At 69.4% G+C, this 25,572-nt stretch carries 22 protein-coding genes; 10 read left to right on the top strand and 12 right to left on the bottom strand.

Features of this window, described 5'->3' with window-relative positions; all coding sequences use genetic code 11:
* Positions 1 to 84: 84 nt before the first annotated feature.
* The gene (gene andR, locus DFR41_RS04675; RefSeq protein ID WP_114801855.1) at positions 85 to 1,113 is read left to right on the top strand and encodes an anthranilate 1,2-dioxygenase regulatory protein AndR; all 1,029 of its coding nucleotides are present in this window, start codon (positions 85 to 87) and stop codon (positions 1,111 to 1,113) included.
* Between the two features lie 31 nt (positions 1,114 to 1,144).
* On the opposite strand, the gene DFR41_RS04670 is transcribed toward andR, so the two are convergent.
* The 11 genes from DFR41_RS04670 to DFR41_RS04620 form a co-directional block, all read right to left on the bottom strand.
* Entirely contained in the window at positions 1,145 to 2,029 is an 885-nt protein-coding gene (locus DFR41_RS04670) for a DMT family transporter (protein ID WP_114801854.1), read from the bottom strand.
* A gap of 47 nt (positions 2,030 to 2,076) precedes the next feature.
* Positions 2,077 to 3,012, bottom strand: a complete 936-nt coding sequence (locus DFR41_RS04665; RefSeq protein ID WP_017759207.1) for an EamA family transporter — start codon at positions 3,010 to 3,012, stop codon at positions 2,077 to 2,079.
* Positions 3,009 to 4,007 carry a CobW family GTP-binding protein gene (locus DFR41_RS04660; protein ID WP_114801853.1) on the bottom strand — a complete coding sequence of 333 codons (999 nt, stop codon included), beginning with the start codon at positions 4,005 to 4,007 and terminating at the stop codon, positions 3,009 to 3,011. The genes DFR41_RS04665 and DFR41_RS04660 overlap by 4 nt, the downstream gene beginning before the upstream one ends.
* A 43-nt stretch (positions 4,008 to 4,050) precedes the next feature.
* Entirely contained in the window at positions 4,051 to 5,700 is a 1,650-nt protein-coding gene (locus DFR41_RS04655; RefSeq protein ID WP_017759205.1) for an amidohydrolase, read from the bottom strand.
* A 62-nt stretch (positions 5,701 to 5,762) separates the two neighbouring features.
* Positions 5,763 to 6,812, bottom strand: coding sequence for an ABC transporter ATP-binding protein (locus DFR41_RS04650; RefSeq protein ID WP_244917644.1), 1,050 nt, complete (start codon positions 6,810 to 6,812; stop codon positions 5,763 to 5,765).
* Positions 6,813 to 6,827: 15 nt separating this feature from the next.
* Positions 6,828 to 7,874 (bottom strand): ABC transporter ATP-binding protein, encoded by a 1,047-nt coding sequence (locus tag DFR41_RS04645; protein ID WP_017758607.1) that lies wholly within the window; start codon positions 7,872 to 7,874, stop codon positions 6,828 to 6,830.
* A gap of 1 nt (position 7,875) precedes the next feature.
* Entirely contained in the window at positions 7,876 to 8,778 is a 903-nt protein-coding gene (locus tag DFR41_RS04640) for an ABC transporter permease (protein WP_114801852.1), read from the bottom strand.
* Positions 8,779 to 8,781: 3 nt separating this feature from the next.
* Complete coding sequence (locus DFR41_RS04635; protein ID WP_114801851.1) at positions 8,782 to 9,756, bottom strand: ABC transporter permease; 975 nt, start codon at positions 9,754 to 9,756, stop codon at positions 8,782 to 8,784.
* A gap of 160 nt (positions 9,757 to 9,916) precedes the next feature.
* Complete coding sequence (locus DFR41_RS04630) at positions 9,917 to 11,515, bottom strand: ABC transporter substrate-binding protein (RefSeq protein ID WP_114801850.1); 1,599 nt, start codon at positions 11,513 to 11,515, stop codon at positions 9,917 to 9,919.
* 45 nt (positions 11,516 to 11,560) lie between these two features.
* Positions 11,561 to 12,961 (bottom strand): NAD(P)/FAD-dependent oxidoreductase, encoded by a 1,401-nt coding sequence (locus tag DFR41_RS04625; RefSeq protein ID WP_017759547.1) that lies wholly within the window; start codon positions 12,959 to 12,961, stop codon positions 11,561 to 11,563.
* 21 nt (positions 12,962 to 12,982) lie between these two features.
* Positions 12,983 to 13,384 (bottom strand): nuclear transport factor 2 family protein, encoded by a 402-nt coding sequence (locus DFR41_RS04620; RefSeq protein ID WP_043113674.1) that lies wholly within the window; start codon positions 13,382 to 13,384, stop codon positions 12,983 to 12,985.
* A gap of 179 nt (positions 13,385 to 13,563) precedes the next feature.
* On the opposite strand from DFR41_RS04620, the gene pdxR reads away from it, so the two are divergent.
* The 7 genes from pdxR to DFR41_RS04580 all read left to right on the top strand — a co-directional run bounded on the left by pdxR (position 13,564) and on the right by DFR41_RS04580 (position 23,254).
* Positions 13,564 to 15,114 (top strand): MocR-like pyridoxine biosynthesis transcription factor PdxR, encoded by a 1,551-nt coding sequence (gene pdxR / locus DFR41_RS04615; protein ID WP_114802188.1) that lies wholly within the window; start codon positions 13,564 to 13,566, stop codon positions 15,112 to 15,114.
* Positions 15,115 to 15,425: 311 nt separating this feature from the next.
* A complete protein-coding gene (locus DFR41_RS04605; protein WP_114801848.1) occupies positions 15,426 to 17,534 on the top strand; it encodes a hydantoinase/oxoprolinase family protein in 2,109 nt (702 codons plus the stop codon).
* Positions 17,531 to 19,153: a hydantoinase B/oxoprolinase family protein gene (locus DFR41_RS04600; RefSeq protein ID WP_114801847.1), complete on the top strand. Its 1,623-nt coding sequence runs from the start codon at positions 17,531 to 17,533 to the stop codon at positions 19,151 to 19,153. Before DFR41_RS04605 ends, DFR41_RS04600 begins: the two co-directional genes overlap by 4 nt.
* 86 nt (positions 19,154 to 19,239) lie before the next feature.
* The gene (locus DFR41_RS04595) at positions 19,240 to 20,217 is read left to right on the top strand and encodes a tripartite tricarboxylate transporter substrate binding protein (RefSeq protein ID WP_114801846.1); all 978 of its coding nucleotides are present in this window, start codon (positions 19,240 to 19,242) and stop codon (positions 20,215 to 20,217) included.
* Positions 20,218 to 20,471: 254 nt separating this feature from the next.
* Positions 20,472 to 21,497, top strand: a complete 1,026-nt coding sequence (tauA, locus tag DFR41_RS04590) for a taurine ABC transporter substrate-binding protein (protein ID WP_114801845.1) — start codon at positions 20,472 to 20,474, stop codon at positions 21,495 to 21,497.
* Positions 21,498 to 21,525: 28 nt separating this feature from the next.
* Complete coding sequence (locus tag DFR41_RS04585) at positions 21,526 to 22,311, top strand: taurine ABC transporter ATP-binding protein (protein WP_017757066.1); 786 nt, start codon at positions 21,526 to 21,528, stop codon at positions 22,309 to 22,311.
* Between the two features lie 31 nt (positions 22,312 to 22,342).
* The gene (locus tag DFR41_RS04580) at positions 22,343 to 23,254 is read left to right on the top strand and encodes an ABC transporter permease subunit (RefSeq protein WP_114801844.1); all 912 of its coding nucleotides are present in this window, start codon (positions 22,343 to 22,345) and stop codon (positions 23,252 to 23,254) included.
* Between the two features lie 65 nt (positions 23,255 to 23,319).
* On the opposite strand, the gene DFR41_RS04575 is transcribed toward DFR41_RS04580, so the two are convergent.
* Positions 23,320 to 23,526 carry a type II toxin-antitoxin system VapB family antitoxin gene (locus DFR41_RS04575; RefSeq protein WP_114801843.1) on the bottom strand — a complete coding sequence of 69 codons (207 nt, stop codon included), beginning with the start codon at positions 23,524 to 23,526 and terminating at the stop codon, positions 23,320 to 23,322.
* Between the two features lie 348 nt (positions 23,527 to 23,874).
* Between DFR41_RS04575 and DFR41_RS04570 the strand changes: the two genes are divergently transcribed.
* Both DFR41_RS04570 and DFR41_RS04565 read left to right on the top strand, forming a co-directional pair.
* Positions 23,875 to 24,915 (top strand): phosphoribosyltransferase-like anti-phage protein, encoded by a 1,041-nt coding sequence (locus DFR41_RS04570; protein WP_114801842.1) that lies wholly within the window; start codon positions 23,875 to 23,877, stop codon positions 24,913 to 24,915.
* Complete coding sequence (locus DFR41_RS04565; RefSeq protein ID WP_114801841.1) at positions 24,899 to 25,549, top strand: NADAR family anti-phage protein; 651 nt, start codon at positions 24,899 to 24,901, stop codon at positions 25,547 to 25,549. Before DFR41_RS04570 ends, DFR41_RS04565 begins: the two co-directional genes overlap by 17 nt.
* Positions 25,550 to 25,572: the final 23 nt, after the last annotated feature.

Raw genomic sequence — 25,572 nt, 5'->3', positions numbered from 1 at the left:
AGGACTTGCAGGTCCGCCGATGCCACAAACGGCTGGCGCGCTTCTTGCGCTGCGTCAGGCCCTGTTCGGAAGCCCCGCCAGACCATGCGTCCAGCCGCCGCCTCCTCTTTCGCCGACCCGCACGACTCCGGTGCCGCATTCGCGCCGGGGCTGCTGCGTGCGCACCGCCTGTTCGAGTCCTCGGACCTGGACGATGCGCGCGAGCGCATCTCGCGCGTGATGCAGCCGCACCGGCTGCAGGCGCTGGAGCGTCCGCGCGGGGGGCGCTCGCACATGGACTTCGTGCGCGTGGGCGGCATCGGCGTGGGCACCATCCGCTTCGGCGAGACCACGCGGGTGGACGTGTCGCCTGTGGAGGACTACCACCTGCTCATGTTCTGCCTGCAGGGCCATGCCGAGGTGCTGGCCGATGACCAGCCCCTGCAGGCCGATGGCCGCCACGGCATGGTGTGCGCCCCCGGCAGCCGCTTCCTGGCCGACCTGTCGCCCGACTGCGAGCAGTTCGTGCTGCGGCTGGACCGCCGCATGCTCGAATCGCACACCGGCCGGCCACTGCGCTTCGAGGCCGGGCTGGACCTGCAGCGCCCGGCCCTGCAAGCCTGGCGCGCCCAATTGCACCTGCTGCTGAGTTCCGAGGCCCTGATGCGGGCCGTGCAGGCCAGCCCCATCGTCGCGGCCGAAATGGAGCGCCTGCTGGTCCACCTGCTGTTGGCCGGCCAGCCCTGGACCGACGACGTGCCGCTGCGCATCGCCGCCCGGCCCGCCGGTACGGGCGCAGGGGCGAGCCAGGCCGCCTGCGTGCGGCGCGCGGTGGCCCACATGGAATCGCATGCCGACGAGCCCCTGCGCCTGGCCGACATCGCCGCGGCCGCGGGTGTGTCGGTGCGTACGCTGCTCGACGCCTTCCGCCGCGTGCGCGACGAAAGCCCCATGCAGACCCTGCGCGACCTGCGGCTGGAGCGCGCCCGCCAGCGCCTGCGCACCGGCGAGGACGGCATCACCGTCGCCATCGCGGCGCTGGACTGCGGCTTCGCGCACCTGGGCCGCTTTGCGCAGGCCTACCGCGCGCGCTTCGGCGAGTCGCCCTCGGACACGCTGCGCGCCGCAGGCTGAACACGCGACGCGGAAAGGCGGCGGGGCGCCCTCAGGCCCTGGCGCGCGTCGGCAGCAGCACCGCGGCGATGGCCACCATCAACAGGGTCATGGCCAGCCAGTCCTGCCAGTAGATGGCTTCGCCCAGCCACAGCGCGCTGCTGAGCACGCCCAGCACCGGAATCATCATCACGCTGATGGTCGACGCCACCGGCGGCAGCCCGCGCGCCAGCACGAACCAGGCGACGTGCGCGAAGCCGAAGATCACCACCGCGTTGTAGACGATGGCGCCCCAGGCCGCCGGCCCGGGCATGTGCCAGCCAGACCGCTCCGCCAGCGCCGAGAGCGCGCCCATCACGATGGCGGTGAGCGTGGTCATCCAGAAGGACAGCGTGAGCGTTGGCACGGGCAGCTGGGTGCGTCGCAGCAGCTGCGTGCCCAGCGCCCAGGTGGCCGCGGCCACCAGCGCCAGGGCCACGAAGCCCGGGCTACCGGCCAGGCCGGTGAACTCGTGCCACAGCAGGAAGGCCACGCCCAGCGCTGCCGCCGCCACACCCATCCAGGCCCGGGCCGACAGGCGGGTGTTGAAGAGCGCCGCCCCCAGGATGGCCGAGAACACCGGCATGGTGTAGCCCAGGATGGCCGCGCGTCCGCCCGACAGGTGGCGCAGCGCGATGATGATGCACACATGCCAGACGAACATGTTGGTGGCCGACAGCCACAGCAGCTCGGGCCAATGGCGACGCGGCACGCGGAAGGGCAGGCGCATCGCCAGCAGCACCACCGCCAGCACCGGCACCCCCAGCCACAGCGACATCGCGCGGAAGGCCAGCGGCGGCAGGTCGCTCACCCCCACCTTCATGATCGGCCAGTTGATGCCCCAGGCGATGGTCAGGGGAATGAGCAGCGCCCATTGACGGCGGGTGAGTGTCTCCATGGGCGGGCGATTGTGGACGTCCACCGCCCCGGACGCCGGAGACCGGGTCAGAGCCCCCGCACCGCGGCGGGCCGCCGCCGCGCCCCAAAGCGCCCACCGAACATCACCACGCCCAGGGCCGCCACCACGCAGGCGCTGCCCGCCCATTGCCAGGCCGTGACGTGCTCGCCCAGGGTCAGCATGCCGGCGGCGAGCCCGATCACGGGCACGCCCAGGCTGAAGGGCGCCACACGGTTGGCGGGATGGCGCTTGAGCAGGCCGGTCCACATGGCATAGGCCACGATGGTGGCGAACCAGCCCAGGTAGGCCACGCCCAGCCAGCCGCCCAGGCTGGCGTGGCGCCACTGGTCATGCGTGGCCGCAGGCTCGAAGAACAGCGCCATCGCGCCGAAGGGCAGGATGGGCACCAGCGACATCCACACGACGAACTGCAGCGGGTCGTAGCCCGGCTGCGCGGCCTGCGCCTTGCGGGCCACGATGTTGGAGGCCGCCCACATGCTGGCGGCGCCCAGGTTCAGCACCAGGCCCAGCACCGTGATGCCGGCGGTGGCGCTGCCGCCCGCGAAGTTGAGGCCGAAGCACAGCAGGCCCACGGCGGCCAGCGCCAGGCCCGCGCGCAGCGGGCCGGACAGCCGCTCGCCCAGCAGGGCCACGCCCAGCAGCGTGGTGAAGAAGACCTGCGTCTGCATCAGCACCGAGGCCAGAGCCGCCGTCATGCCCACCTGCAGCGCCACGAACAGCAGGCCGAACTGGCCCAGCTGCGCGAGGCCCGCCGGCACCAGCCAGCGCCAGGACAGGCGCGGCCGGGGCACGAAGAAGATCAGTGGCAACACCGCGAACACATAGCGGAAGAAGCCCAGCTGGAAGGGCGTGAAGTCGCGCAGCGAATACTTCATCGCGACGAAGTTGAGGCCCCAGATGACGACGACGCCCAGGGCGGCGAGCAGGTCCAGGCCGGCGAAGGTGTTGGCGGGGCGGGTCATGCGGCCTCCTTGATGGCGGCGGCGGCCTGCAGGCGCTGCGCCAGTTCGTGCACCGGGAGGCGGTCGCGCAGGCCGATGGCGACCAGTGTGTCGGCGACGTCGGACGATGCGGCGGGCGCCGCTCGCAGCGCGACGTGGCGGCCGGCGAACTGCAGCTCCACCAGACCCGCATGCGCATCGGTGCGCACCAGGCCCTTGAGGCGCAGCACGCCGGCCGGCATGGCCTTGAGCAGCGCACGCAGGGCCGGCGCGTGGAAGACCGGCGCGTCGCGCAGGGCCCAGGTCTCGAAGAGCTGTGCATGGTCCACGTCGCCGTGGTCATGACCGGGCGCATGGCCATGTTCGTGTCGGTGATCAGCGCCGCAGGCCGCGCAGTGCGCGTGGCCATCGTCGGCCCGCGCCAGTCGGGGTGCCTGCAGCAGCATGGCCGGCACGCGGGCCTGCACGGTCTCGAAGCGCGGCGTGGCGGGCCATTCGGTGTCGAGCCAGCCGCGCAGGTCGGCCAGCGTGGCCTCGTCCACGAGGTCGGTCTTGTTCAGCACCAGCAGGTCCGCCGCATCCAGCTGACGCCGGATGCTGTCGGTCAGCAGCGGGTCCGCCGCCTGTTCGCGCAGCACGGTGGCATCGGCCAGCACCAGCACGGCGTCCAGCGCCAGCGCCGGATCGGCCAGGCCCACCTGGGCGATGCGCCACGGGTCGGAGACGCCGCTGGCCTCGATCACGATGGCCTCGGGCGGCTGCGGCCGTTCGATCAGGCCGATGAGCGCGGTGGTCAGGTCGTCGCCGATGGCGCAGCAGACGCAGCCGTTGGTCAGCTCGATGGCGCCGGCCTCTTCGCTGGCGATGAGCGCGCGGTCGATGTTGATGGCGCCGAAGTCGTTGACCAGCACGGCGATGCGCCGGTCGCCCGACTGCGCGAGCAGGTGGTTGAGCAGCGTGGTCTTGCCGGCGCCGAGGAAGCCGCCGATGACGGTGAGCGGGATGCGCGGCCTCATGCCCGCGCCCCGAGGTGTCGCGTGACGACAGAAGCGCCGCGCCTCACGCGGCCGCCTCGGTCGGCACGCCGCCGATCACCGTGCCGGCCACGCGCAGGTCCTTGAGCGCCTCGGGCGCCACGGCCAGCGGGCTCTCGTCCAGCACGCAGAAGTCGGCCCACTTGCCGACCTCGATGGAGCCGATGCGGTCGTCCAGGCCGAGGGTGTAGGCCGCGCCCTGGGTGATGGCCCACAGCGCCTCGGGCACGCCGATGCGCTCGGCCTCGCCCAGCACCCGGCCACTGGACGTGAGCCGGTTGACGGCGCACCAGGCGGTGAACAGCGGCGCCAGCGGCGTGATGGGCGCGTCGGAATGGATGGCCAGCGGCACCGCATGCGCGAGCGCGGTGGCGCAGGCGTCCATGCGGAAGGCACGGTCGGGGCCCATGGTCTGCGACAGGTGCGCCTCGCCCCAGTAGTAGATGTGGTTGGCGAACAGGTTGGCGCACACGCCCAACGTGGCCATGCGGCGGAACTGCGCCGCATCGGCCATCTGGCAGTGCTGCAGCGTGTGGCGGTGGTCGGCCCGCGGGTGCGCGGCCAGCGCCTCTTCGATGCCGTCCAGCGCCAGCTCGGTGGCCTCGTCGCCGTTGGTGTGGATGTGCAGCTGGAAGCCCTGCGCATGGAAGTCGCGGATGGCGGCCTTGAGCTCCGCCGGCGGCAGGATCCAGATGCCGTTGGGCGCGCCGTTGTGGTAGCCCGGCCAGCGCACACGCGCGGTGAAGCCCTGGATGGAGCCGTCGGCCACGATCTTGACCAAGCCGTAGTGCAGCTTGGCGTTGCCTTCGGCTTGCGCCTGCCGCTCGCGGATGCGCGCGGCGCCCTGCGTGCGGTTGAGGCTGCCGTCCAGGCACAGGTAGGCCGGCACCAGCCGCACCGGAAAGCCGGGCTCGCCGGTGACCTGCATCATGGCCGCATGGTTGGGCTCGGCCAGGTCGTTGACCAGATCGGTGGCGGTGGTCACGCCGGCCAGCCGCGCCATCTGGCCGAACAGGCGAAGGCTCTCGGGCGACGAACCGGTGATGCGGAAGATGTTGCCCACCAGCCGCGTGATGGGGAACATGGCCGCGAACTCCTGCAGTTCGCCATTGGGCTCGCCGTCGGCGAAGCGGGCGATGCCCTCGATGTCGGTGTCGCGGTCGATGCCGGCCGCGGCCAGCGCGGCGCGGTTGACGTTCATCAGGTGCTGGCTGGCATGCAGGATGACCACGGGCCGCGTGGTGGAGACCTGGTCCAGGTGCTCCACCGTCATGCGCTCGGTGCCGAAGAAGAGCGGGTCGAAGCCCCAGGCCAGCAGCGGCGCCTTCGGGTCGGTGAGCGCAGCGTCGGCGGCGCGCAGGCGGGCGATCACCTCGTCGAAATTGCGGCAGCCCTCCCACACGCGGCCATCGGGCGAGGTACGTGCGTGGTAGCCGACGAAGCTGAACTTCCACAGCCCGCCGGCCATGAGGTGCGAGTGGCCTTCGACCAGGCCGGGCATCAGCACCTGGTCGGCATAGCGCGTGTCGAGCGTGAAGTCGCCGAAGGCCTGCATGCGCGCCAGGTCGCCCACGCCCAGGATGCGGCCCTCGCGCACGGCCACATGGGTGGCCTGCGGCTGGCGCGGGTTCATGGTGAGGATCTGGCGGGCCTGGAAGACGGTGATGGAGGACATGGGGATCGTGGTGTCGGATGAAGGACCAGGGCCGCTGTGCGGCAGCCAGGGCGTTGGAGCGTTCAGGCCGCGTCGGGCAGCGCCAGCGGCGGCACCGGCCGGCCCGCCTGCAGCGTGACCTTGTGGCAGGCCACCCAGTGGCCGGGCTGCACCTCGCGCAGCTGCTGCGGTTGGCCGCAGGCCGGCTCGGCCACCGGACAGCGGCCGGCGAAGCGGCAGCCTGGTGGCGGATCGAGCGGGCTGGGCGGATCGCCCACCAGCCGGATTCGCTGCGCCGCCCGCGCGCGGCCGCCGCGCACCGTGGGCACGGCCGACATCAGCGCCACGCTGTAGGGATGCAGCGGCTGGGCGAAGAAGGTGCGGCGCGGCGCGCGCTCCACGATCTGGCCCAGGTACATGACGGCGATCTCGTCGCAGATGTGCTCGACCACCGCCATGTCGTGCGAGATGAACAGGTAGGTCAGGCCCAGCTCGCGCTGCAGCCGCGCGAGCAGGTTGAGGATCTGCGCGCGGATGGCGATGTCCAGCGCCGACACGGGCTCGTCGCAGACCACCAGTTCGGGGTTGGTGGCCAGGGCGCGGGCGATGTTGATTCGCTGGCGCTGACCGCCCGAGAACTGGTGCGGGAACAGGTGCTGCTGCTCGGGCCGCAGGCCGACGGCGTGGAAGAGCTCGTCCACGCGGGCCGCGCGCTCGGCGGGCGTGCCGATCTTCATCAGGTCCAGCGGCGCGCGCACCGCCTCGCCCACGCGCTGGCGCGGGTTGAGCGAGGAGTACGGGTCCTGGAAGACCATCTGCAGCCGGCTGCGCGCGCGGCGCAGGTTCTCGCCGTTGACCAGGCTCAGCTCGGTGGTGCCCAGGCGGATGCCGCCCTCGGTGATGGGCGCGAGCCGCATCACGGCCAGGGCGGTGGTGGTCTTGCCCGAGCCGGATTCGCCCACCACGGCCAGCGTGGTGCCGCGGCGCAGCTCGAAGCTCACGCCGTCCACCGCGCGCACCACGCGGCCACCGGCGCTGGGAAAGTGCACCTTGAGGTCGGTGACGGACAGCAGCACCGGCGGCGGGGGCGTGACGGGAGCGGGCATGTTGGGGAAGGGAATGAGTTGGCTCATGGCGGCACCGGGGGTTCAGGCACGCGCCGCTTCGGCCGCAGACGCTGCAGTGACGGGCGACGCAGCACCCGCCGCCTCGGCCAGCAGCCAGCAGGCGGCGCCGTGGCCGGGCGCACCCTCGGCCGCGAACATGGGCGGCACCTCGGCGGCGCAGCGCGCATGGGCATGCGGGCAGCGCTCGCGGAAGGCGCAGCCCTGGCCCAGCTCCCACAGCGAGGGCACCACGCCGGGAATCTCGGCCAACTCGGTACGCCCCTCGGCCTGGCTGCTGCCCAGCTCGGGCAGGCAGGCGATCAGGCCCTGCGTGTAGGGATGCTGCGGCGCGCCCAGCACGTCGTCCGCCTGGCCCTGCTCGATCACGCGACCGGCGTACATCACCATCACGCGGTCGGCCATCTCGGCCACGGCGCCCATGTCGTGGGTGATGAGCACGATGGCCGTGCCGCGCTCGCGCTGCAACTCGCGCAGCAGGTCGAAGATCTGGGCCTGCACCGTCACGTCCAGCGCCGTGGTGGGCTCGTCGGCGATCAGGATGTCGGGCCGGCAGGCCAGGGCCATGGCGATCATCACGCGCTGGCGCATGCCGCCGGAGAGCTGGTGCGGGTACTCGTCCACGCGTCGCTCGGGTGCGGGAATGCCCACTTGGCGCAGCATCTCGATGGCGCGGGCATGGGCGGCCTTGCGGTCGAGTTGCGCATGCAGGCGCAGCGACTCGGCGATCTGCTCGCCCACGGTGTAGACCGGGTTGAGCGAAGTCATGGGCTCCTGGAAGATCATCGAGATGCGGTTGCCCCGCACCGCGCGCATCCGTTCGGGCGTGGCGCTCACCAGGTCCTCGCCCTGGAAGCGCACCGCCCCGCCGGCTACGCGGCCCGGCGGCTGCGGCACCAGGCCCAGGATGGCCAGCGCGGTCATGCTCTTGCCGCAGCCCGATTCGCCGACCACGCACAGCGTCTCGCCCGCGTGCACCTCGAAGCTCACACCGTTGAGCACCATCGCCTTGCCGCGGCGGGTGGCGAACTCGGCACGCAGGTCGTCGACCTGGAGAAGGGCTTCGGTCATGTCAGCGTTCTCTGAGCTTGGGGTTGAGGGCATCGTTGAGCCCATCGCCGATCAGGCTCACGGCCAGCACGGTGAGGAAGATCGCCACGCCGGGGATCGCCACCGCCCACCAGGCCGAGAGCACGTACTGCCGGCTGCTGCCGATCATCATTCCCCAGCTCATCAGGTTCGGATCGCCCAGGCCCAGGAAGGACAGGCCGGCCTCGAACAGGATGGCCGCACCCACCGCCAGCGTGGCCGAGACCACCAGCGGCGCGATGGTGTTGGGCAGGATCACCTTCCAGATCAGCCGCGCATTGCCCGCGCCGATGGCGCGCTCGGCCCGCACGAACTCCAGGTCGCGCACCTTCATGAACTCGGCCCGCGTCAGCCGCGCGGTACCCGGCCAGCTCACCAGGCCGATGGACAGCACCACCGTCACCAGGCTGGGCGAGAACAGCGTGACCACCACCATGGCGAAGAGCAGCGCCGGCAGCACCTGGAAGAACTCGGTCACGCGCATCAGCAGCGCATCGACCCGGCCACCGTAGAAGCCGGCCAGCGCGCCCAGCGTGACGCCGATGGTGACCGACAGCAGTGCCGCCACCGCCCCTACCAGCAACGTGGCGCGCCCGCCATAGAGCAGCGCGATGCCGACATCGCGGCCCAGCTGGTCGGTGCCCAGCCACACGTCCTCGGTGCCCGGCGGGCTGAGCGGCGCGCCGCGGATCTCGAAGGGGTCGGCCTGCACCAGCCACGGCCCGACGACCGCGATCAACACGATGAGCGACAGCAGCACCAGCCCGGCCACCGCGGCCGGATTGCGCATGAACATGGCCAGCGCCTCGCGCGCGGGCGAAGGCGCGGCCGGCAGCGGCATGGCGGCCGGGGTGGGCTCGCCAGGGGAAATGGGAAGGGCGGACATGGCTTACTTGCTCTTGATGCGGGGGTCGATGAGGCGGTAGCAGAGGTCCGTCAGCAGGTTCATCACCAGCACCACCACGGCCGACAGCAGCAGCACGCCCAGGATGGTCGGGTAGTCCCGCCGCAGCACCGACTCGTAGGCCAGGCGACCGAGGCCGGGCCAGTTGAAGACCGTCTCGACCAGGATGGCGCCCGCCAGCACGTTGCCGAACTGCAGGCCCAGCACCGTCACCACCGGCAGCACGGCGTTGCGCAGCGCGTGCTTGTAGAGCACCACGCCCTCGGCCAGGCCCTTGGCGCGTGCGGTGCGGATGAAGTCGGCGCCCAGCACCTCCAGCATGCTGGCGCGCGCCAGCCGGCTGTACTGCGCCAGGTACACCATCGACAGCGTGAACATCGGCAGCACCAGGTGCCACAGCACGTCGATCACGCCGGCCAGGCCGCGGCCGTCGCTGTCCACCGAACGCATGTCCGACACGGGCAGGATCGGCCACACCGAAGCGAACAGGATCATCAGCATCATCCCGCTCCAGAACACCGGCGCCGCGAAGCCCACCAGCGAGAACACCGTGATCGCCTGCGACAGCCAGCCGTTGGGCTTGCGCGCGGCCAGCACGCCCAGCGCAGTGCCGATGAGGAAGGCGCAGACCACCGAGCTCAGCACCAGCAGCAGCGTGGCCGGGATGCGCTCGGCAATCAGATCGACCACCGGCAGGTTGAAGATGTAGGACTGGCCCAGGTCCAGCCGCGCCACCCGCGCCAGGTAGATGCCCAGCTGCACCGGCAGCGGGCGGTCAAGACCGTAGCTCTGGCGCAGCTCAGCCTTCAGCTCCTCGGACATGCCACCGCTCATGCCGGCGATGGTCTCCACCGGATCGCCGGGCGCGGCATGCACCAGCGCGAAGTTGAGCACCACCACGGCGAGCACCAGGCCCAGGGCCTGGAGCAGCCGCGAGGCCAGGGGCTTGAGCAGCTTCATGTGAAAAGTTCTTTCATGGATGGAAGCAAGCCTTGCTCGCCAGATCGCCACCTACAGGGCAAGGAGGCGGGAACCACCGCGGAACCGGCTTTGCCGGGCCGCTGGTGGTGCCCCCTTGAGGGGGGATTCGGCTACACGAAGTGAGCAAGAAACGGGGGTGTTATTTCAAGTACACGTCGTCCATGGGCGACGCAGGGCCCCAGATGGTGGTCGGCAGGTTGCCCACGCGCTTGCTGGCCACCGTGTGGTAGGGCGCCAGGTTGATGTAGACGATGGGCACCTCGTCCGTCACGATCTTCTGGAAGGTGGCGTAGTAGGCCTTGCGCTTGACCGGGTCCATGATGCCGCCGGCCGCATTCAACAGCTCGTCCACCTTGGGGTTGGCATAGTCCTGCGTGTTGGTCCAGACGATGGGCTTGATGTTGGTCGACAGGTAGGTGCGGTGCACGCCGATGACCGGGTCGCCCCAGTTGAAGACCGTGTCCATGGTCATGTCGAAGTCACGGCTGGCGATGCGCTTGGCCCAGGCCGGGAAGTCGGCCGAGGCGCGCACCTCCACGCCGATGCCCACCTTCTTGAGCTGCGAGCGCAGGTACTCGGCCACGTTCTTCTGCTGCTCGTCGTTGCCGGGGATGTAGTCGATGGTGAGCTTGAAGCGCTCGCCACCCGCGCCGGGCTTGAGGCCGGCGGCGTCCAGCAGCTCGGCCGACTTCTTCAGGTCCAGCGGGTACTTCACCAGGTCGGGCACGGCAAAGGGGCTGCTGGGCACGATGGGACCGTCGTCCACGGTGGCGAAGCCGCCCATCAGCGCCTTGGTGATGAAGTTCTTGTCGATGGCATAGGCGATGGCCTTGCGCACGTTGACGTCGTTCAGCGGCTTCTTCGCGGTGTTGAAGGCCAGCCAGTTGATGGGGCCGATGCCCTCGAAGCCCTTGTCGGTCATCACCAGGTTTGGGTTGGCCTTCAGGCGCTTGAGGTCCACGGCGCCGGCGGCGTAGGGCAGCATCTGCAGGTCGCCGCGCTCCAGGCCCAGCACCAGGCTCTGCGTGTCGGGCACGATGTTCAGGATGATCTTGTCGAGGTAGGGCTTGCCGGGCAGGAAGAACTTGTCGAACTTCTCCATCACCACGCGCTGGCCGGCCTTGAACTCCACCAGCTTGAAGGGCCCGGAGCCCACCAGGTTCTGGCTGTTGCGCGGGTTGTTCTTGAGGTCGGTGCCGTCGCCGTAGATGTGCTTGGGCATGATCGGGCACAGGGCCGGCGACATGGCCAGCACGATCGCAGGGTGCGGCGTGCTCATGCGGATGATGGCGGTGGTGGGGTTGGGCGTCTCCACCTTCTCCACCGGCGCGAGCATGGTCGAGAAGGGGTGGTTGGCCTTGATCGCCATGATGGAGAAGGCCACGTCCTCCGACGTGATGGGCTTGCCGTCGTGGAAGACGGCGTCCTTGCGCAGGTTGAGCGTGAGCGACTTGCCGTCCTCGGCCAGCTTCCAGCTTTCGGCCAGGTAGGGCTGCGGGTTCCACTTGTCGTCGAAGCGCAGCGGACTGGCGAAGAGCTGGGTCGACGGCACGGCCGTGGCGATGCCCGACTGCACGGCGCCGTTGAGGTGGCGCGGCGCCTGCGTGGTGCCGATCACCAGCGTGCCGCCCTTCTTGATCTCCTGGGCCTGGGCAGCGGTGCCGAGCAGGCTGCTGCCGGCCAGCACGGCGGCCGCCGCGAGCGACAGGGCACGGCGGGTGAGGAACGGGGTGGTCATGGAATGCACTCCTGGATCGAATGGAAAGAAAGGGGACGCCGCGGCTCAGAGCACTTCGTCGCGCAGCCAGTACCAGCGGTAGAGCAAGCTTTGGCCCAGGCGGCGGAAGGGCGCGGCCCATTCGCCCTGCGCCGGAAAGGGCAGCGCGCCCTGGTAGATGGGCAGGCCGAAGGCGGCATCGGCCTGGCCGGCGATGCGCTGCGCCATGCGGCGGCCCGCGTGGGCAGAGAACGAAACGCCGTTGCCGCCATAGCCCAGCGCATAGAAGACCTGCTGCGCGGCATCGGGCTGCACGATGCGGGGCATCATGTCGTGGCTCACGTCCACCCAGCCCCACCAGGAGTGGGCAATTTCGATGTCCTTGAGCGCCGGGAACTTGCGCGCCAGCCCTTCGGTGAGCAGGCGGTAGTGCGCCTCGCGGTGCGCGTCCGCGCCGGTGATGGCGCTGCGGCTGCCGATCTGCACGCGGTTGTCGGGCAGCAGGCGGTAATAGAAGCGCAACGTACGCGTGTCGGTGATGGCGATGCGCGTCTTGAAGCCCGTGGCCTCCAGCTCGGCCGGCGTGAGCGGGCGCGTGACGATGGAGTTGGACAGCACCGGGAAGTAGCGGTTCTTCAGCCCCGGGTACAGGCCCGGCGCCGTGTACGCCCCGGTGGCGATGCCCACGGCGCGCGCGCGCACCGTGCCGCCGGGCGTACGCAGATGGTGCACGCCGTTCTTCGTCTCCCAGCCGATGACCGGGCTGGCCGGGTGAACGCGGGCGCCCAGTTCGCGCGCCATCTTCAGGTAGCCGTGGGCCAGCTTGAGCGGATGCACCGAGATGCCTTCGGACTCGTACTGCGCGCCCTTGGCGTCCTGGTCGCCGCACCAGTCGCGGCGCACTTCCTCGGCCGACAGCATGCGGGCGTCGTAGCCGAAGTGCTGGCGCATGACCTCGGTCTCGCGGCGCAGGAAGTCCATCTTCTTGTCGCGGTGCGCCACGAACAGGTGGCCGCCCGGCTGCGCGTCGCAGTCGATCTGCGCCACCAGGTCGGCGAAGGTCTGGAAGCCGAAGCGGATCTCGGCATCGAGCTTCTTCGCCACGTCCAGGCCCCAGCGCTCGATCCATTGCGAGCGGTAGAGCCGGCCGCTGGCGTTCTGACCCTGGCCGCCGTTGCGGCTGGTGCAGCCCCAGGCGACGCGGTTGGCTTCGAGCACCGTGGCCTTGATGCCATGCTCTTTCGCGAGAAACAGGGCCGCGGCCAGGCCGGTGAAGCCCGAGCCGATGATGACCACATCGGCATCCACATCGGCGGTGATGGGGCCGTCGTCGTCCGGCGGCGTGCCGGCGGTGGCGGCCCAGTAGGTGGGCGCGTAGTCGCGGTTGTGGCCGGGGCCGGGCGAGACCAGCGGGTCGTAGGCCGGGTCGTAGGGCGCGAAGACTTCGCGCGGGGTGGTGATGGCCATGGTGCGGTGCTCCGACTTGGCTCAGGCCTTGGGCAGCGCGGGGCGCATCTTGCGGAAGGCGTTCTTCACCAGGATCTTTCCGTCCTTGAAGGTGAACACGTCCACGCCATCGGCCTCGACGCGCGAGCCGTCGGCGGCGGTGCCGGTGAACGTCCATTCCGAGACGCCGCGCTCGCCGGCCACGAAATGCCGGCCGTTGCGCCACTGCGCATCGGGGAAGTTCTTCCACGCCGCCTCGAAGGCCGCGGCCACGGCCTCGGGACCGCTGTGGCGTGCGCCGCAGACCTCGGGACCGGCGGCGGTCTCGAACACGCAGTCGGCATGCATGAAGCCCATCAGCGCGGGCAGGTCGTGGCAGTTCCAGGCGTCGGAGAAGGCGGCGAGCATCTCCACGGTGACGGGCGAAGAAGGAGCAGAAGTCATGGCAGGGGCAGCAGGCAAGGCGTGGCGCGAAAGATGCAGGCCAGTCTAGGAAGCGACCGCGCAGCGCCATAGAGCCAGAGCCGGCCCATCGGCCAAGCCACGGGGCGCCAGCGACGCACCAACAGCGTGATCGCGCCCCGCTTGTGTGCATGCGCACGCATTTCCTCGACCCATCCGCCATGCCCGCCACCGACGATCCGAACCGCCCCTTGTGGGCCCGCCTCTTCCGCCTGCCGGAGCAGCCCGGCCTGCCGATCCAGGTGCGGCTGCGCGCGGTGATCGTGCAGGCCATCCTCGATGGCCGGCTGGGCGCGGGCACGCCGCTGCCCTCCTCGCGCGACTTGGCACAGGCCCTTTCCCTCAGCCGCAACACGGTCACGGCGGCCTACGAGCAACTGGTGGAAGAAGGCTTTCTGGAGGCCCGCCCGCGGCGCGGCGTGTTCGTGGCGGCCGATGCCTCGCCGCTGCAGGCGGCGCCGGCCGAGGCCAATCCCTTCGCGCCCGAGGCCACGGCCGGAAACACGCCGCGCCCGCCCGACTGGCGCGCCCGCGTGCTGCGCTCGCAGCGCGACCGGCCCACGCTGGCCAAGCCCGAGCGCTGGCACGACTACCCCTACCAGTTCGTCTACGGCACCTACGACCCGGAGCTCTTTCCCACCGACGACTTCCGCGAATGCTGCCTGCGCAGCCTGGCGCGGGTACAGCTGCCGCACTGGACACCCGACTTCGAGCAGGTGGACGTGGACGACCTGGTCACGCAGATCCGCCAGCGGCTGCTGCCCAAGCGCGGCGTGTATGCGCTGGCCGACGAGATCCTGATCACCGTGGGCTCGCAGCATGCCTTCTACCTGCTGGCCGAGGCCCTGTTCGATGCCCGCACCCGCGTCGGCTTCGAGGAGCCGGGCCATCCGCATGCGCGCAATTCCTTCCGCGTGCGCGACCCGCGCTTCGTCAACATCGCGGTGGACGACGACGGCCTGGTGGTGGACGCCATGCCGCAGGTGGACTACGTCTTCGTCACGCCCAGCCACCAGAGCCCGACCACGCGCACGCTGAGCCTGGAGCGGCGCCAGTGGCTGCTGCGCAAGGCCGAGCTGCAGGACTTCGTCATCGTCGAGGACGACTACGAGGCCGAGAACCTGTACGCCGGCATGCCCATGCCCGCGCTCAAGAGCCTGGACACGGGCGGGCGGGTGATCTACATCGGCTCGCTCTCCAAGAGCCTGTCGCCGGCCTTGCGGCTGGGCTACATCGTGGCCTCGCGCGAGCTGATCGCCGAGCTGCGGGTGCTGCGCCATGCCATGGTGCGCCACCCCAGCGCCTTCCTGCAGCACGCCTATGCGCTCTTTCTCTCGCTGGGGCACCACGAGTCGCATGCGCGGCGGGTCAACCAGATCATGCAGGAGCGCCTGGCGCGGGTGGCGCAGGCGCTGCGGCAGTACCTGCCGGACTTCCGCTTCACGCCGCCGCAGGGCGGCGCTTCGGTGTGGGTGGAGGGGCCCGACTGGCTGGATTCCGCCGAGCTGGCCGACGTGGCCCGCGGCCATGGCGTGCTGATCGAGGCGGGGCGCGTGTTCTACGACCAGCCGCCCTATCCGTGCCCGCAGTTCCGGCTGCGGCTGTCGTCCATCTCGGGGGCGCAGATCGAGGCCGGCGTGCGGGCGCTGGCGCTGGCGGTGCACGAGCTGGCCGCCGCGCGGGGGGTACGGCGGGCGGCGCCGGTGCATTGACCGTCGGGAACGGCGCCGCCCCCTCGCAGAGCGTGCGCATGCACGCATCGTCATGCGCTCCGCCCAAGACTCCGAAGACAGTGACACCCCTATTGGGCGTGGCCAAGTCAGGCCATGCGACGCGTCATGCATCCCGCCTTGCCCGGCGAGCCGGGGCATGCCTTATGGCGCCGCGACGTCACAGGGGCATCCGGGCTGTACGCCGTCGAGTTGGAGCCCGTCGCGCAACAATCGCCCTCCCCTTTCTTGTCAGCGCTGCAGCTCTTCGGCCTCGCCCTGTCACCCCACACGAAATCCATAGGAGTACTGCTTTGCCTCATTGGGCCATTGGCATCGACATCGGCGGCACCTTCACCGACCTGGTCGCACTGAACCACGCGAGCGGGGAACAGCGCAGCCTGAAGGTCCTGACGACCTACGCGGACCCCACGCTGGCAGTGGCCGAGGGCATCGGCCAACTGCTGCAGCGCAACGGCATTGCCGCCGCGGACGTGCGGCAGGTGGTGCACGCCACCACGCTGTTCACCAACGCGCTGATCGAGCGGCGCGGGGCCTGCACGGGCATGCTCGCGACCCGCGGCTTCGGCGACATCATCGAGATGGGCAACGAGCGCAAGTACGACCTGTACGACCTGCAGATCGACCGCGCGCCGCCGCTGGCGCCCCGCCATCTGCGGGCCGAGGTGGCGGGGCGGATGGATGCGCAGGGGCAGGAGATCGAGGCCCTGGCCATCGAGCCGGCGCTGGCCGAGGTGGGCCGCCTGGTGGACGCGGGTGTGGAGTCGCTGGCCATCTGCCTGCTGCATGCCTATCGCTCGGATCGGCACGAGCGCCAGCTCGCGCAGGCCATCGCGCAGGCCTTTCCCCAGCTCACGCTGACGCTGTCCAGCGCGACGGCGCCGGTGATCCGCGAATACGAGCGCATGAGCACGACGCTGGCCTGCGCCTACATCAAGCCCATGGCCCGGCGCTATCTGGACGTCCTCGCGCAGCAGCTGGGCCGCATCGGTCTGCCCGAAGACGTTCTGATGATGCTGTCCAACGGCGGCCTGGCACGCATCGACTATGCGCGCGAGCACCCCATCGCCCTGCTCGAGTCGGGGCCTGCGGCGGGGGCCATCTCGGCCACGTACCACAGCCTGCGCGAGCAGATGGCCAACCTGCTGGCCTTCGACATGGGCGGAACGACCGCCAAACTCTGCCTGGTCAACGAGGGTACGCCGTCGATCGCCTTCGGCTTCGAGGCGGCCCGGCGCAAGCGCTTCGCCGAGGGCAGCGGCATGCCGATCAACATCACCACGGTGGACCTGATCGAGATCGGGGCCGGCGGCGGCAGCATCGCGCAGCGCGACCCGCTGGGCCTGCTCAAGGTGGGGCCCCGGAGCGCCGGCTCCGAGCCGGGACCGGTGTGCTACGGACGCGGCGGCCTGGAACCCACGGTGACGGACGCCAACCTGCTGCTGGGCTACCTGAATGCCGACTTCTTCGCCGGCGGATCGATCGCCATCGATGCCGCGCCGGCCCGCGCAGCCTTCTCGGCGCTGGGGCAGGCGCTGGGCCACGAGGCCACGGCGGCAGCCTGGGGCGTGCACAACATCGTGGCCGAGAACATGGCCGCGGCCGCGCGCGTCCATGTGGCGGAGAAGGGCCAGGACCCACGCCGGTACATCCTGGTGGCCACCGGCGGCGGCGGGCCGCTGCACGCCTACTACGTGGCCCGCAAGATCGGCATCTCGACCATCGTCTGCCCGCCGGAAGCCGGCGTCGCCTCGGCATTCGGCCTGCTGGTGTCGGCAGCCAGGGCCGACCGGTCCCGCACGGTGAGCTTCAAGCCCGTCAGCGACGACCTGCGGCAGCTGGAGCAGGCCTTCGCCGAACTCGAGACCGAGGTCGCGCAGCCCCTGGCTGCGCTGGAGGTGGGTTTCGGCCCGCGGCATCTGCAGCGCCGGGCCGATGGGCGCTTCGTCGGGCAGGGCTTCAATCTGACCGTTGCGCTGCCCGATGGCCCCTACGCCTTCGACGACGCGCAGGGCGAGCAGCGCTGGCGCGACGACCTGGATCAGGCCTTCCGGGCCGAGTACCGGCAGAAGTTCGGCCGGGTACCGCCGGACGTGCCGGTGGAACTGGTCAACCTGCGCGTGGCCGGCAGCGCGCCGCCACGGCAGCGCTTCGAGCCCAGGCCGCTGCCGCCCGGCGAGCCCGCGCGGCCCAGGGCCACCCGGCCCGTCTATTTCCAGGAGCGCCAGGGCTTCGTGGACACGCCCGTGTACGCCCGGGAAGACCTGCGCCCGGGCCAGCGCATCGCCGGGCCGGTGCTGGTGGAAGAGGCCGGCACCACCACGGTGGTGGGCCCCCTGGGCACCCTCAGCGTGAGCCCCAACGCCAATCTCGTGATCGACATTCAGGAGCGCCAGGCATGACGACGCAGACTCCCTCTACGGCCGCGCAGGACGTGGACCCCATCTTCCTGGAGATCTTCTGGACGCGGCTGCGCTCGGCGGTCAGCGAGGCGGCCAAGCTCATCGTGCGCACCTCGTTCTCGACCCTCTCGTCGGAGGCCAACGACTTCGCCGTCGTCATGACCGACTCGCAGGGCCGCACGATCGCGGAGAACGCGGGCGCCATTCCCTCCTTCATCGGCACGCTGGGCAACACGGTGCGGGCGATGCTCGAAGCGATCGGTGCTGCCAACATGCGCCCGGACGACATCTACATCACCAACAACCCCTGGATCGGGACGGGCCACCTCAACGACGTGTGCCTGGTCAAGCCGCTGTTCCATGCGCAGCGCCTGATCGGCTTCGCGGCCACGGCGGGGCATGTGCCCGACATCGGCGGGAAGATCCGCTCGGTGGACGCGCGCGAGCTGTTCGAGGAAGGCTTCCACATTCCGCCGATGCACTTCCTGCGCCAGGGCGAGCCCGACGCCACGCTGCTGGGCCTGCTGCGCAGCAACGTCCGCACGCCGGAGCAGACCGTGGGCGACATCTGGTGTCATGCCGGGGCGACGGAGCTGATTGCCCAGCGCGTGGGCGATCTGCTGGCCGAGTATGGGCTGGCCGAAGTGGACAGCCTGGCCGCCGCGCTCTTCGAGCGCAGCGAGCAGGCGATGCGCCAGGCCATCCGCCAGCTGCCGGCCGGCGAATACGCCTACCGCATGGAGACGGATGGCTTCGACCAGCGCTTCGAGTTCCAGGTCAAGGTCGTGGTGGGCGATGGCGAGATCGTCTGCGACTACGCGGGCACCTCCGGCGAACAGCCCCGGGCCGTCAACTGCGTGCTGCCCTACACCCATGCGATGACGGCCTATGCCATCAAGTGCATGCTCGTGCCGGACCTGCCGAACAACCACGGGCTGCTGCTGCCCATCACTACGCTCGCACCGCAGCGGTCGCTGCTCAACCCGGTGTCGCCGGCGCCCGTCGGCGGCCGCTCGTGCACCGGCCACTACGTGCCCATGCTGGTCTTCGGGGCGCTGGCGGACATCCTGCCCGGGCGGGTCATGGCGGGCGTGGGCTCGCCGGTGTGGATCACCAACCTGAGCGGGCGCCGCGCCAATGGCAAGCCCTTCGCCACCGTGCTGTTCTTTAACGGCGGCATGGGCGGCACGCAGGGCAAGGACGGCGCGTCGGTCATGTCCTGGCCCAGCAACATCTCGCCCACGCCGATCGAGGTGGCCGAGCGGGACTCGCCGCTGCACTTCAGGCGCAAGACCTTCGTGGCCGGCTCGGGCGGTGCCGGACAGCACCGGGGCGGCCTGGGCGAGGAGATCAGCTTCGTCAACCAGAACCCGACGCCGCTGACCGCGGTGTTCCTCACTGAGCGCATCCACGTGCCCGCGCCCGGACTGCATGGCGGCGCAAGCGGGCAGCTGGGGGCGGTGCTGATCAACGGACAACCCGTCGATTCGCGCGTCCCCCAGGTACTCCAGCCTGGCGACGAGGTCACCTTGCGCACGCCCGGCGGCGGCGGCTACGGGCCCGCGGCCGAACGATTGCCGCAGGCCATCGAGAGCGACCGGCGCCTGGGCTATCTGTAGGTGGGCAGCGGCCCGGACTGCTGCGCCGGGCACCCCGCTTGCATCCGCAAGTTCACGCATTCCGCTATCCCATAGGACTCACCGCCATGCCTTCCAGAAGACATTTCCATGCTGCATTGCTCGCCGCCGCGCTCGCGGGGGCAAGCATCGGCAGCAGCCGGGCCGATACCGCCTATCCCAGCCGGCCCATCACGCTGGTCGTCGGCTTCTCCGCCGGCAGCAGCATCGACATGGTGGCCCGCGCCGTCGCCCAGCGGCTGGGCGAGAAGCTCGGGCAGGCCGTGGTGGTCGAGAACCGCGCGGGCGCGGGGGGCAACGTGGCCGCGCAGCAGGTGGCCCAGGCCGCGCCGGACGGCTACCGCCTGCTGGTGGTGGCCAACAGCATCGCCATCGGCCCGGCGATCTACGACGACCTCAAGTTCGACGTCAAGAAGGACCTGCGGGGCATCGCCTACATCGGCGCCGGGCCGGTGATCCTGAAGGTCAGTGCCGGCAAGGGCATCGATTCGCTGCCGGCCCTCGTGCGCGAAGCCAAGGCGCATCCGGGCAAGCTCAATTTCGGCTCGTCCGGCGTCGGCGGCACGCCGCACATGGCCGCCGAACTGTTCGATCAGGTCGCCGGCATCCGGATGACCCACATTCCCTACAAGGGCGGCTCGGACGCGCTGACGGCGCTCATGGCGGGTGAGATCAACGTGCTCATCAATCCGCTGCTGGGCGACGTCAGCTCGGACAAGGTCAAGTCGCTGGCCGTCAGCGGCAGCGCCCGCTCGCCCCAGGCGCCCGATGTGCCCACCTTCGCCGAGCTGGGCTACCCGAGCTACGACATGAACGTGTACTACGGCCTGATGGGGCCGTCCGGCCTGCCCGACGACATCGTCGCCAAGCTGAACAAGGCGGTGAACGAAGTCCTGGCTATGCCCGCGCTGGTGGATGCGCTGACCACGCGCAGCGGCATCGCACTGCGGCCAGGCAGCGCCGCCGAGTTCCAGGCCTTCATCGCGCGGGACGTGGAACGCTGGCAGACGGTGGTGCGCAACGACAAGCGCATCCTGGCGCGCTGACAGGCAGCTCCGGCGGGAGTGCGCCTTGCGCGCCCGGCGCATGAGCTTGCGCGCTTTTCTTCGTTGCCGGGCGTTGCGCCCGCTTCCCAGAATAGCCGGCTCTGCGCCGAAGCAGTGCAGTGCACACCGCACAGGCACCAGCCGGGTGCCCGCGCGGGCGGTCTGGCTCTTTCGGTCGCCGGCCTCTGGCACTTGGGCGGCACGGCGTGGGGCGCGACAGTTCGTTCCCACACCCATCCTGCCGGAGGACCTCCATGACCACCACCCCGATCCGCTTCACCCGCCGCACCCTGGCGCTGCTCGCCCTGTCGACCCTGGCTGCCGGTGCACAGGCCCAGGCCGCCAAGGAAGTCACCATCGCCCACCAGGACATGGTGGTGCCCTGGCGCTATGCGCAGGTCACGGGCGAGATCGAGAAGGCCACCGGCTACAAGATCAACTTCCGCAAGTTCGCGGGCGGCGGCGACGTGATCCGCGCCATGGCCTCGGGCCAGGTGCAGATCGGCGAGGCGGGCTCGGCGCCCGTGGCCTCGGCCCTGTCGCAGGGCCTGCCGGTGGAGCTGGTGTGGATCCTCGACGACATCGCCGATGCCGAGGCCCTGGTGGCGCGCAACGGCTCGGGCGTGAACAGCGTGGCCGACCTCAAGGGCAAGAAGATCGGCGTGCCCTTCACCTCCACGACGCACTTCCACACGCTGGTGGCGCTGGAGGCGGGCAAGGTCGATCCGTCGCAGGTCAAGATCCTGAACATGCGCCCGCCCGAGATCGCCGCGGCCTGGGAGCGCGGCGACATCGACGCCACCTTCGTGTGGGACCCGGTGCTCTCCAAGGTCAAGGCCAGCGGCAAGCAGATCACCAGCAGCGGCCAGATCTCCAAGCAGACGGGCAAGGCCACCTTCGACGGCATCATCGCCAACAAGCCCTGGGCCGCGGCCAATGCCGACTTCATGGTCAAGTTCCTGTCGGCCATCGCCAAGGCCGATGCGGCCTATGCCGCCAACAAGGCGCAGTGGGTGGCTGGCTCGCCGCAGGTGAAGGCCGTGGCCCAGGTCACCGGCGCCACCGAGGCCGACGTGCCCGCTGCCATGGCCCTGTACCGCTTCGTGCCGCCGGCCGAGCAGGCCTCGGCCACCTGGCTGGGCGGCGGCACCAAGGGCGGCGCGGCCCAGTCGCTGGCGGCCACGGCGGCCTTCCTGAAGGCGCAGGGCACCATCGGCAATGTGCTGCCCGACTACAGCACGGGCGTGAACGCCAGCTACGCCGCCAAGGCGCAGCCCTGAGCGCCGCGCCGCATCGGAGACCCGCACCATGGACGGATTGCGCATCGAGAACGTGGGCGTGACCTACGCCGGCCGCGGCGGCGCCGAGGTCACGGCCCTGTCGCAGGTGGACCTGGGCTTCGCCCGCGGCGAATTCGTGGTCGCTGTCGGCGCATCGGGCTGCGGCAAGACCACGCTGCTGTCATGCATCGCCGGCTTCATGGCGCCCAGCGAGGGCCACATCTTCGTCAACGGCCGCCATGTGGAAGGGCCAGGCGCCGACCGGGGCGTGGTCTTCCAGAAGCATGCGCTGATGCCCTGGCTCAACGTGATCGACAACGTGGCGCTGGGCCTGCGCCTGCGCGGCCTGGGCCGCGCCGAGCGGCACGAGGCGGCCATGAAGCAGATCCGCGCCGTGGGGCTGGAGCGCTATGCCACGCATCCCGTCTACCAGCTCTCGGGCGGGCAGCAGCAGCGCGTGGGCATCGCCCGGGCCCTGGCCGCCAACCCGGCCATGCTGCTGATGGACGAGCCCTTCGGCGCGCTCGATTCGCTGACGCGCGAGCAGGTGCAGGAGCTGGTGCTGCAGATCTGGGCGCGCGAGGGCAAGCTGTGCTTCTTCATCACGCACGACGTGGAGGAGGCGCTGTTCCTGGCCACCGAGCTGATCGTGATGACGCCCTCGCCCGGCCGCGTCTCGCGCCGCTACCAGCTGGACTTCGGCCGCCAGTACATCGCCGGCGGCAGCGCACGTGCCATCAAGTCGCAACCGGAATTCATCCGCCTGCGCGAAGAGGTGATCGACGCGATCCATGCGGGCGCGACGGTGCATTGAGTGACGGTCTTCATCTTTCCAGGAACACACGATGACCTCCACCGCTTCACCGCTGAACACGACCGACACGGCGGCACTGACGCTGCCTGCCGCCAAGACCGCGCCGGACGCCACCACGCGCCCTGCCCCGACCGCGGCGCGCCGCCGCACCACCCAGGGCCACCGCCGCCCCGGCGAGGGCCCGACCACCGCCATCAGCGTCGCCACCGTGCTGGTGCTCTTCCTGCTGTGGTGGACCGCTGCCGCGCTAGCCTGGCTGCCGCCGCTGGTGCTGCCCTCCCCGGCTTCGGTGTGGGACGCCTTCGTCGCCGCGGCCCAGGGCAAGGGCCAGGGCGGCAAGCCGCTGCTGGAGCACTTTCTGTGGAGCCTGGGCCGCGTGTTCGGCGCCTTCGCGCTGGCCTGCGTCACGGCCGTGCCGGTGGGCATCCTGATGGGCGTGTCGCGCACGCTGCGCGGCATCTTCGACCCCATCATCGAGTTCTACCGCCCGCTGCCGCCGCTGGCCTACCTGCCGCTGGTGATCATCTGGTTCGGCATCGAGGAGACCTCGAAGGTGGTGCTCATCTACCTGGCCTGCTTCGCGCCGCTGGCGGTCGCCGCGCGGGCCGGCGTGCGCTCGGTGGGCAGCGAGCAGATCGACGCCATCCTCTCGCTGGGCGCCAACCGCTGGCAGGTGATCCGCCATGTCGTGCTGCCCGCCGCCCTGCCCGACATCCTGACCGGCATGCGCATCGCCATCGGCTTCGGCTGGACCACCCTGGTCGCCGCCGAGATGGTGGCCGCCACCGCCGGGCTGGGCCAGCTGGTGCTCAATGCCTCCAACTTCCTGCGCACCGACGTGGTGGTGATGGGCATCCTGGTGATCGGCGTCGTGGCGCTGCTGTTCGACCTGCTGATGCGGCGGATCGAGGGGTGGGCGGTGCCGTGGAAGGGGCGGATGTAGGCGAGCAGGGGGCCGGCGGCGGCGACCCGGGCGACAAATCTACGTCCCGCAGGGCGCGCTGCTATTCATTTGCCCTGGGGCCGTGACCGCCGTCGGGGCACCTCCTGCATGTCGGGCTGCGCGGTACCCAAGGCAGCCAGACGCTTCGCTGCTTGCACTCGAACGAAAGTCTCGATCGCTACGCGGAACAGCTCGGATTTATCCATGCCGGGCTCTGCCATCTCCAGCGCCTGTTCGTAGAGCTTGTCGTCGATGGTTATCTTGGTCTGCATGCGGGGATGCTCGCTCGGAGAGAATCTATTTGATGCATGGCGACATCTTCGGGACATTACAACTCTTGAGCGCGCGCGATAGTGGCACTGTCGCCTCATAGAAGGGCGATTCGCATGCCACTGCGTGCGGAGGTCGCGGGAACTACCGCGGCCCCCAAGTACTGACCACCTAGAGAATGAAACTACGGAATCGTCCTAGGAACCTCGTTAGCCCGGTCGGCACCGCTCGAAGTGAGTAGATCAACCCAAAAGGGCGATCCATTTTGCTTAGGGCGCGGGCGCTGTATCAACCCTTAAGCATGTATACGATGGAGCTTTAAGACTTGTCAGTTGCCAGGAGACTACTAGATGAGCGAACGCGACGATCTGCTTTCTTCCGTTGCTAACGAGATCAGGACCTACCGAAATAAGGACCTCCCTGAGCCGACCCCTGAGCATGTTGATCGTTGGCTTCATCAGTTCACCCCCGCCCAGCAGTTGCCATTCCTGCGCGAGTTTGAACATGTCATCAAGCAGACCTTCATCACACGAGCGAACGTGAAGGACTTCCTTCGCATGCTCGTGACCAACGCCAAGCTCGCAGGCGCAGATCCAGCTTCGTACTGGAAATCCGCGAACTTCCTGAGCATCCAGCAGAACGGGCAGAGCCAGAAGGAAATGCTGAAGCTTTTCTCCAGGTGCCTCAAGGACGAATGCGGCCTCGACCTAGATGACTGCGGAGAAGAAGGTGGCGACTTCATCTACCTCGATGACGTAATGTTCAGCGGCAACCGCGTGGGTAATGACCTTGAGCCATGGATCATTAACCAAGCGCCCCGGTCAGCCTGCGTCCACGTCATAGTTGCTGCCCTTCACTCGGGAGGCCGGTACTTGGTTGATCGGAGGCTCACGAACGTGATCGCACAGTCCGGGAAAAAAATCACCGTTAATTACTGGCGGGCCCTCGAGATTGAGAACCGCAAGTGGCACAAGAACAGTTCGGGAGTGCTTTGGCCAACCGCAGTGCCCGACGTGGCCGAGATCCAGGCCTATATGGCTCTGCCAGCGAGGTTTCCCTTCGAGCCTCGGCAACCAAGTACAGTGGCAATTGAGCCATTCTCCTCTGAAGCGGGCCGTCAGGTTTTAGAGAGTGAATTTCTTATCGCTGGTGCCAAGATTAGGGCGATGAGCGAGAACCCTAAGCAGTCCATGCGTCCGCTCGGTTTCAGCCCGTTTGGGGTAGGCTTTGGCTCGATGATCGCCACGTACCGAAACTGCCCTAATAACTGTCCTCTTGCCATATGGTGGGGAGACCCAGAGGCAACCTCGGGCGCCCTACATTGGTATCCGCTGCTACAGCGTGAGGGCTATTCCTCCGCCAAGAACATGTTCGATGACCTCACGCCTTAGTACCGATAAAGATGAGGGGCTCCTGCGAACTTACGTCCGCAGCGAGATTGTTGTCTTTTACAAGACTAAAGACGAGTTCGGCGGCCTGTCGAACATGGCCTCAGGCTACCCATTGCGTATCAACCGCGTCCGCATCCTGACAGCGGAAGCCCTATATCAGGCGTGCCGGTTTCCGCACATGCCGGACGTCCAGCGGGAAATCATTGGGCAGTACAGCCCTATGACCGCCAAGATGAAGAGCAAGCCACATCGCAAAGACTCTAGGCCAGACTGGGATGATGTTAGGTATAAGGTTATGCGCTGGTGCCTGCGCGTGAAGCTCGCGCAGAACTACGAAGAGTTCGGTCGGCTCCTGCTTGCAACACGCGATCGGCCGATCGTTGAGCAGTCACGCAAGGACGATTACTGGGGCGCCAAATTGGCGGATGAGACCGGCGCCACCCTGATCGGCCAGAACGTCCTAGGGCGGCTCCTGATGGAGTTGCGGGAGAAGCTCAAGGACGACACGGAAGGCGCTCTTAAAACAGTCCTTCCGCTCAGTCTCCCCGACTTTTTACTTCTGGGCAGGCCCATTGAGACGGTTAGGGCCGGGGGTGCGGGGAACGACCGGATGCCGCAGCCCGCGCTGTTCTAGAGCAGACCGCGCAGGGGTTTCTG

The sequence above is a fragment of the Pseudacidovorax intermedius genome (assembly GCF_003350475.1).
Lineage (GTDB): Bacteria > Pseudomonadota > Gammaproteobacteria > Burkholderiales > Burkholderiaceae_C > Xenophilus > Xenophilus intermedius.
The sequence above is the reverse complement of the archived record's forward strand: the minus strand, read 5'-3'. Positions and strand labels throughout refer to the sequence as shown.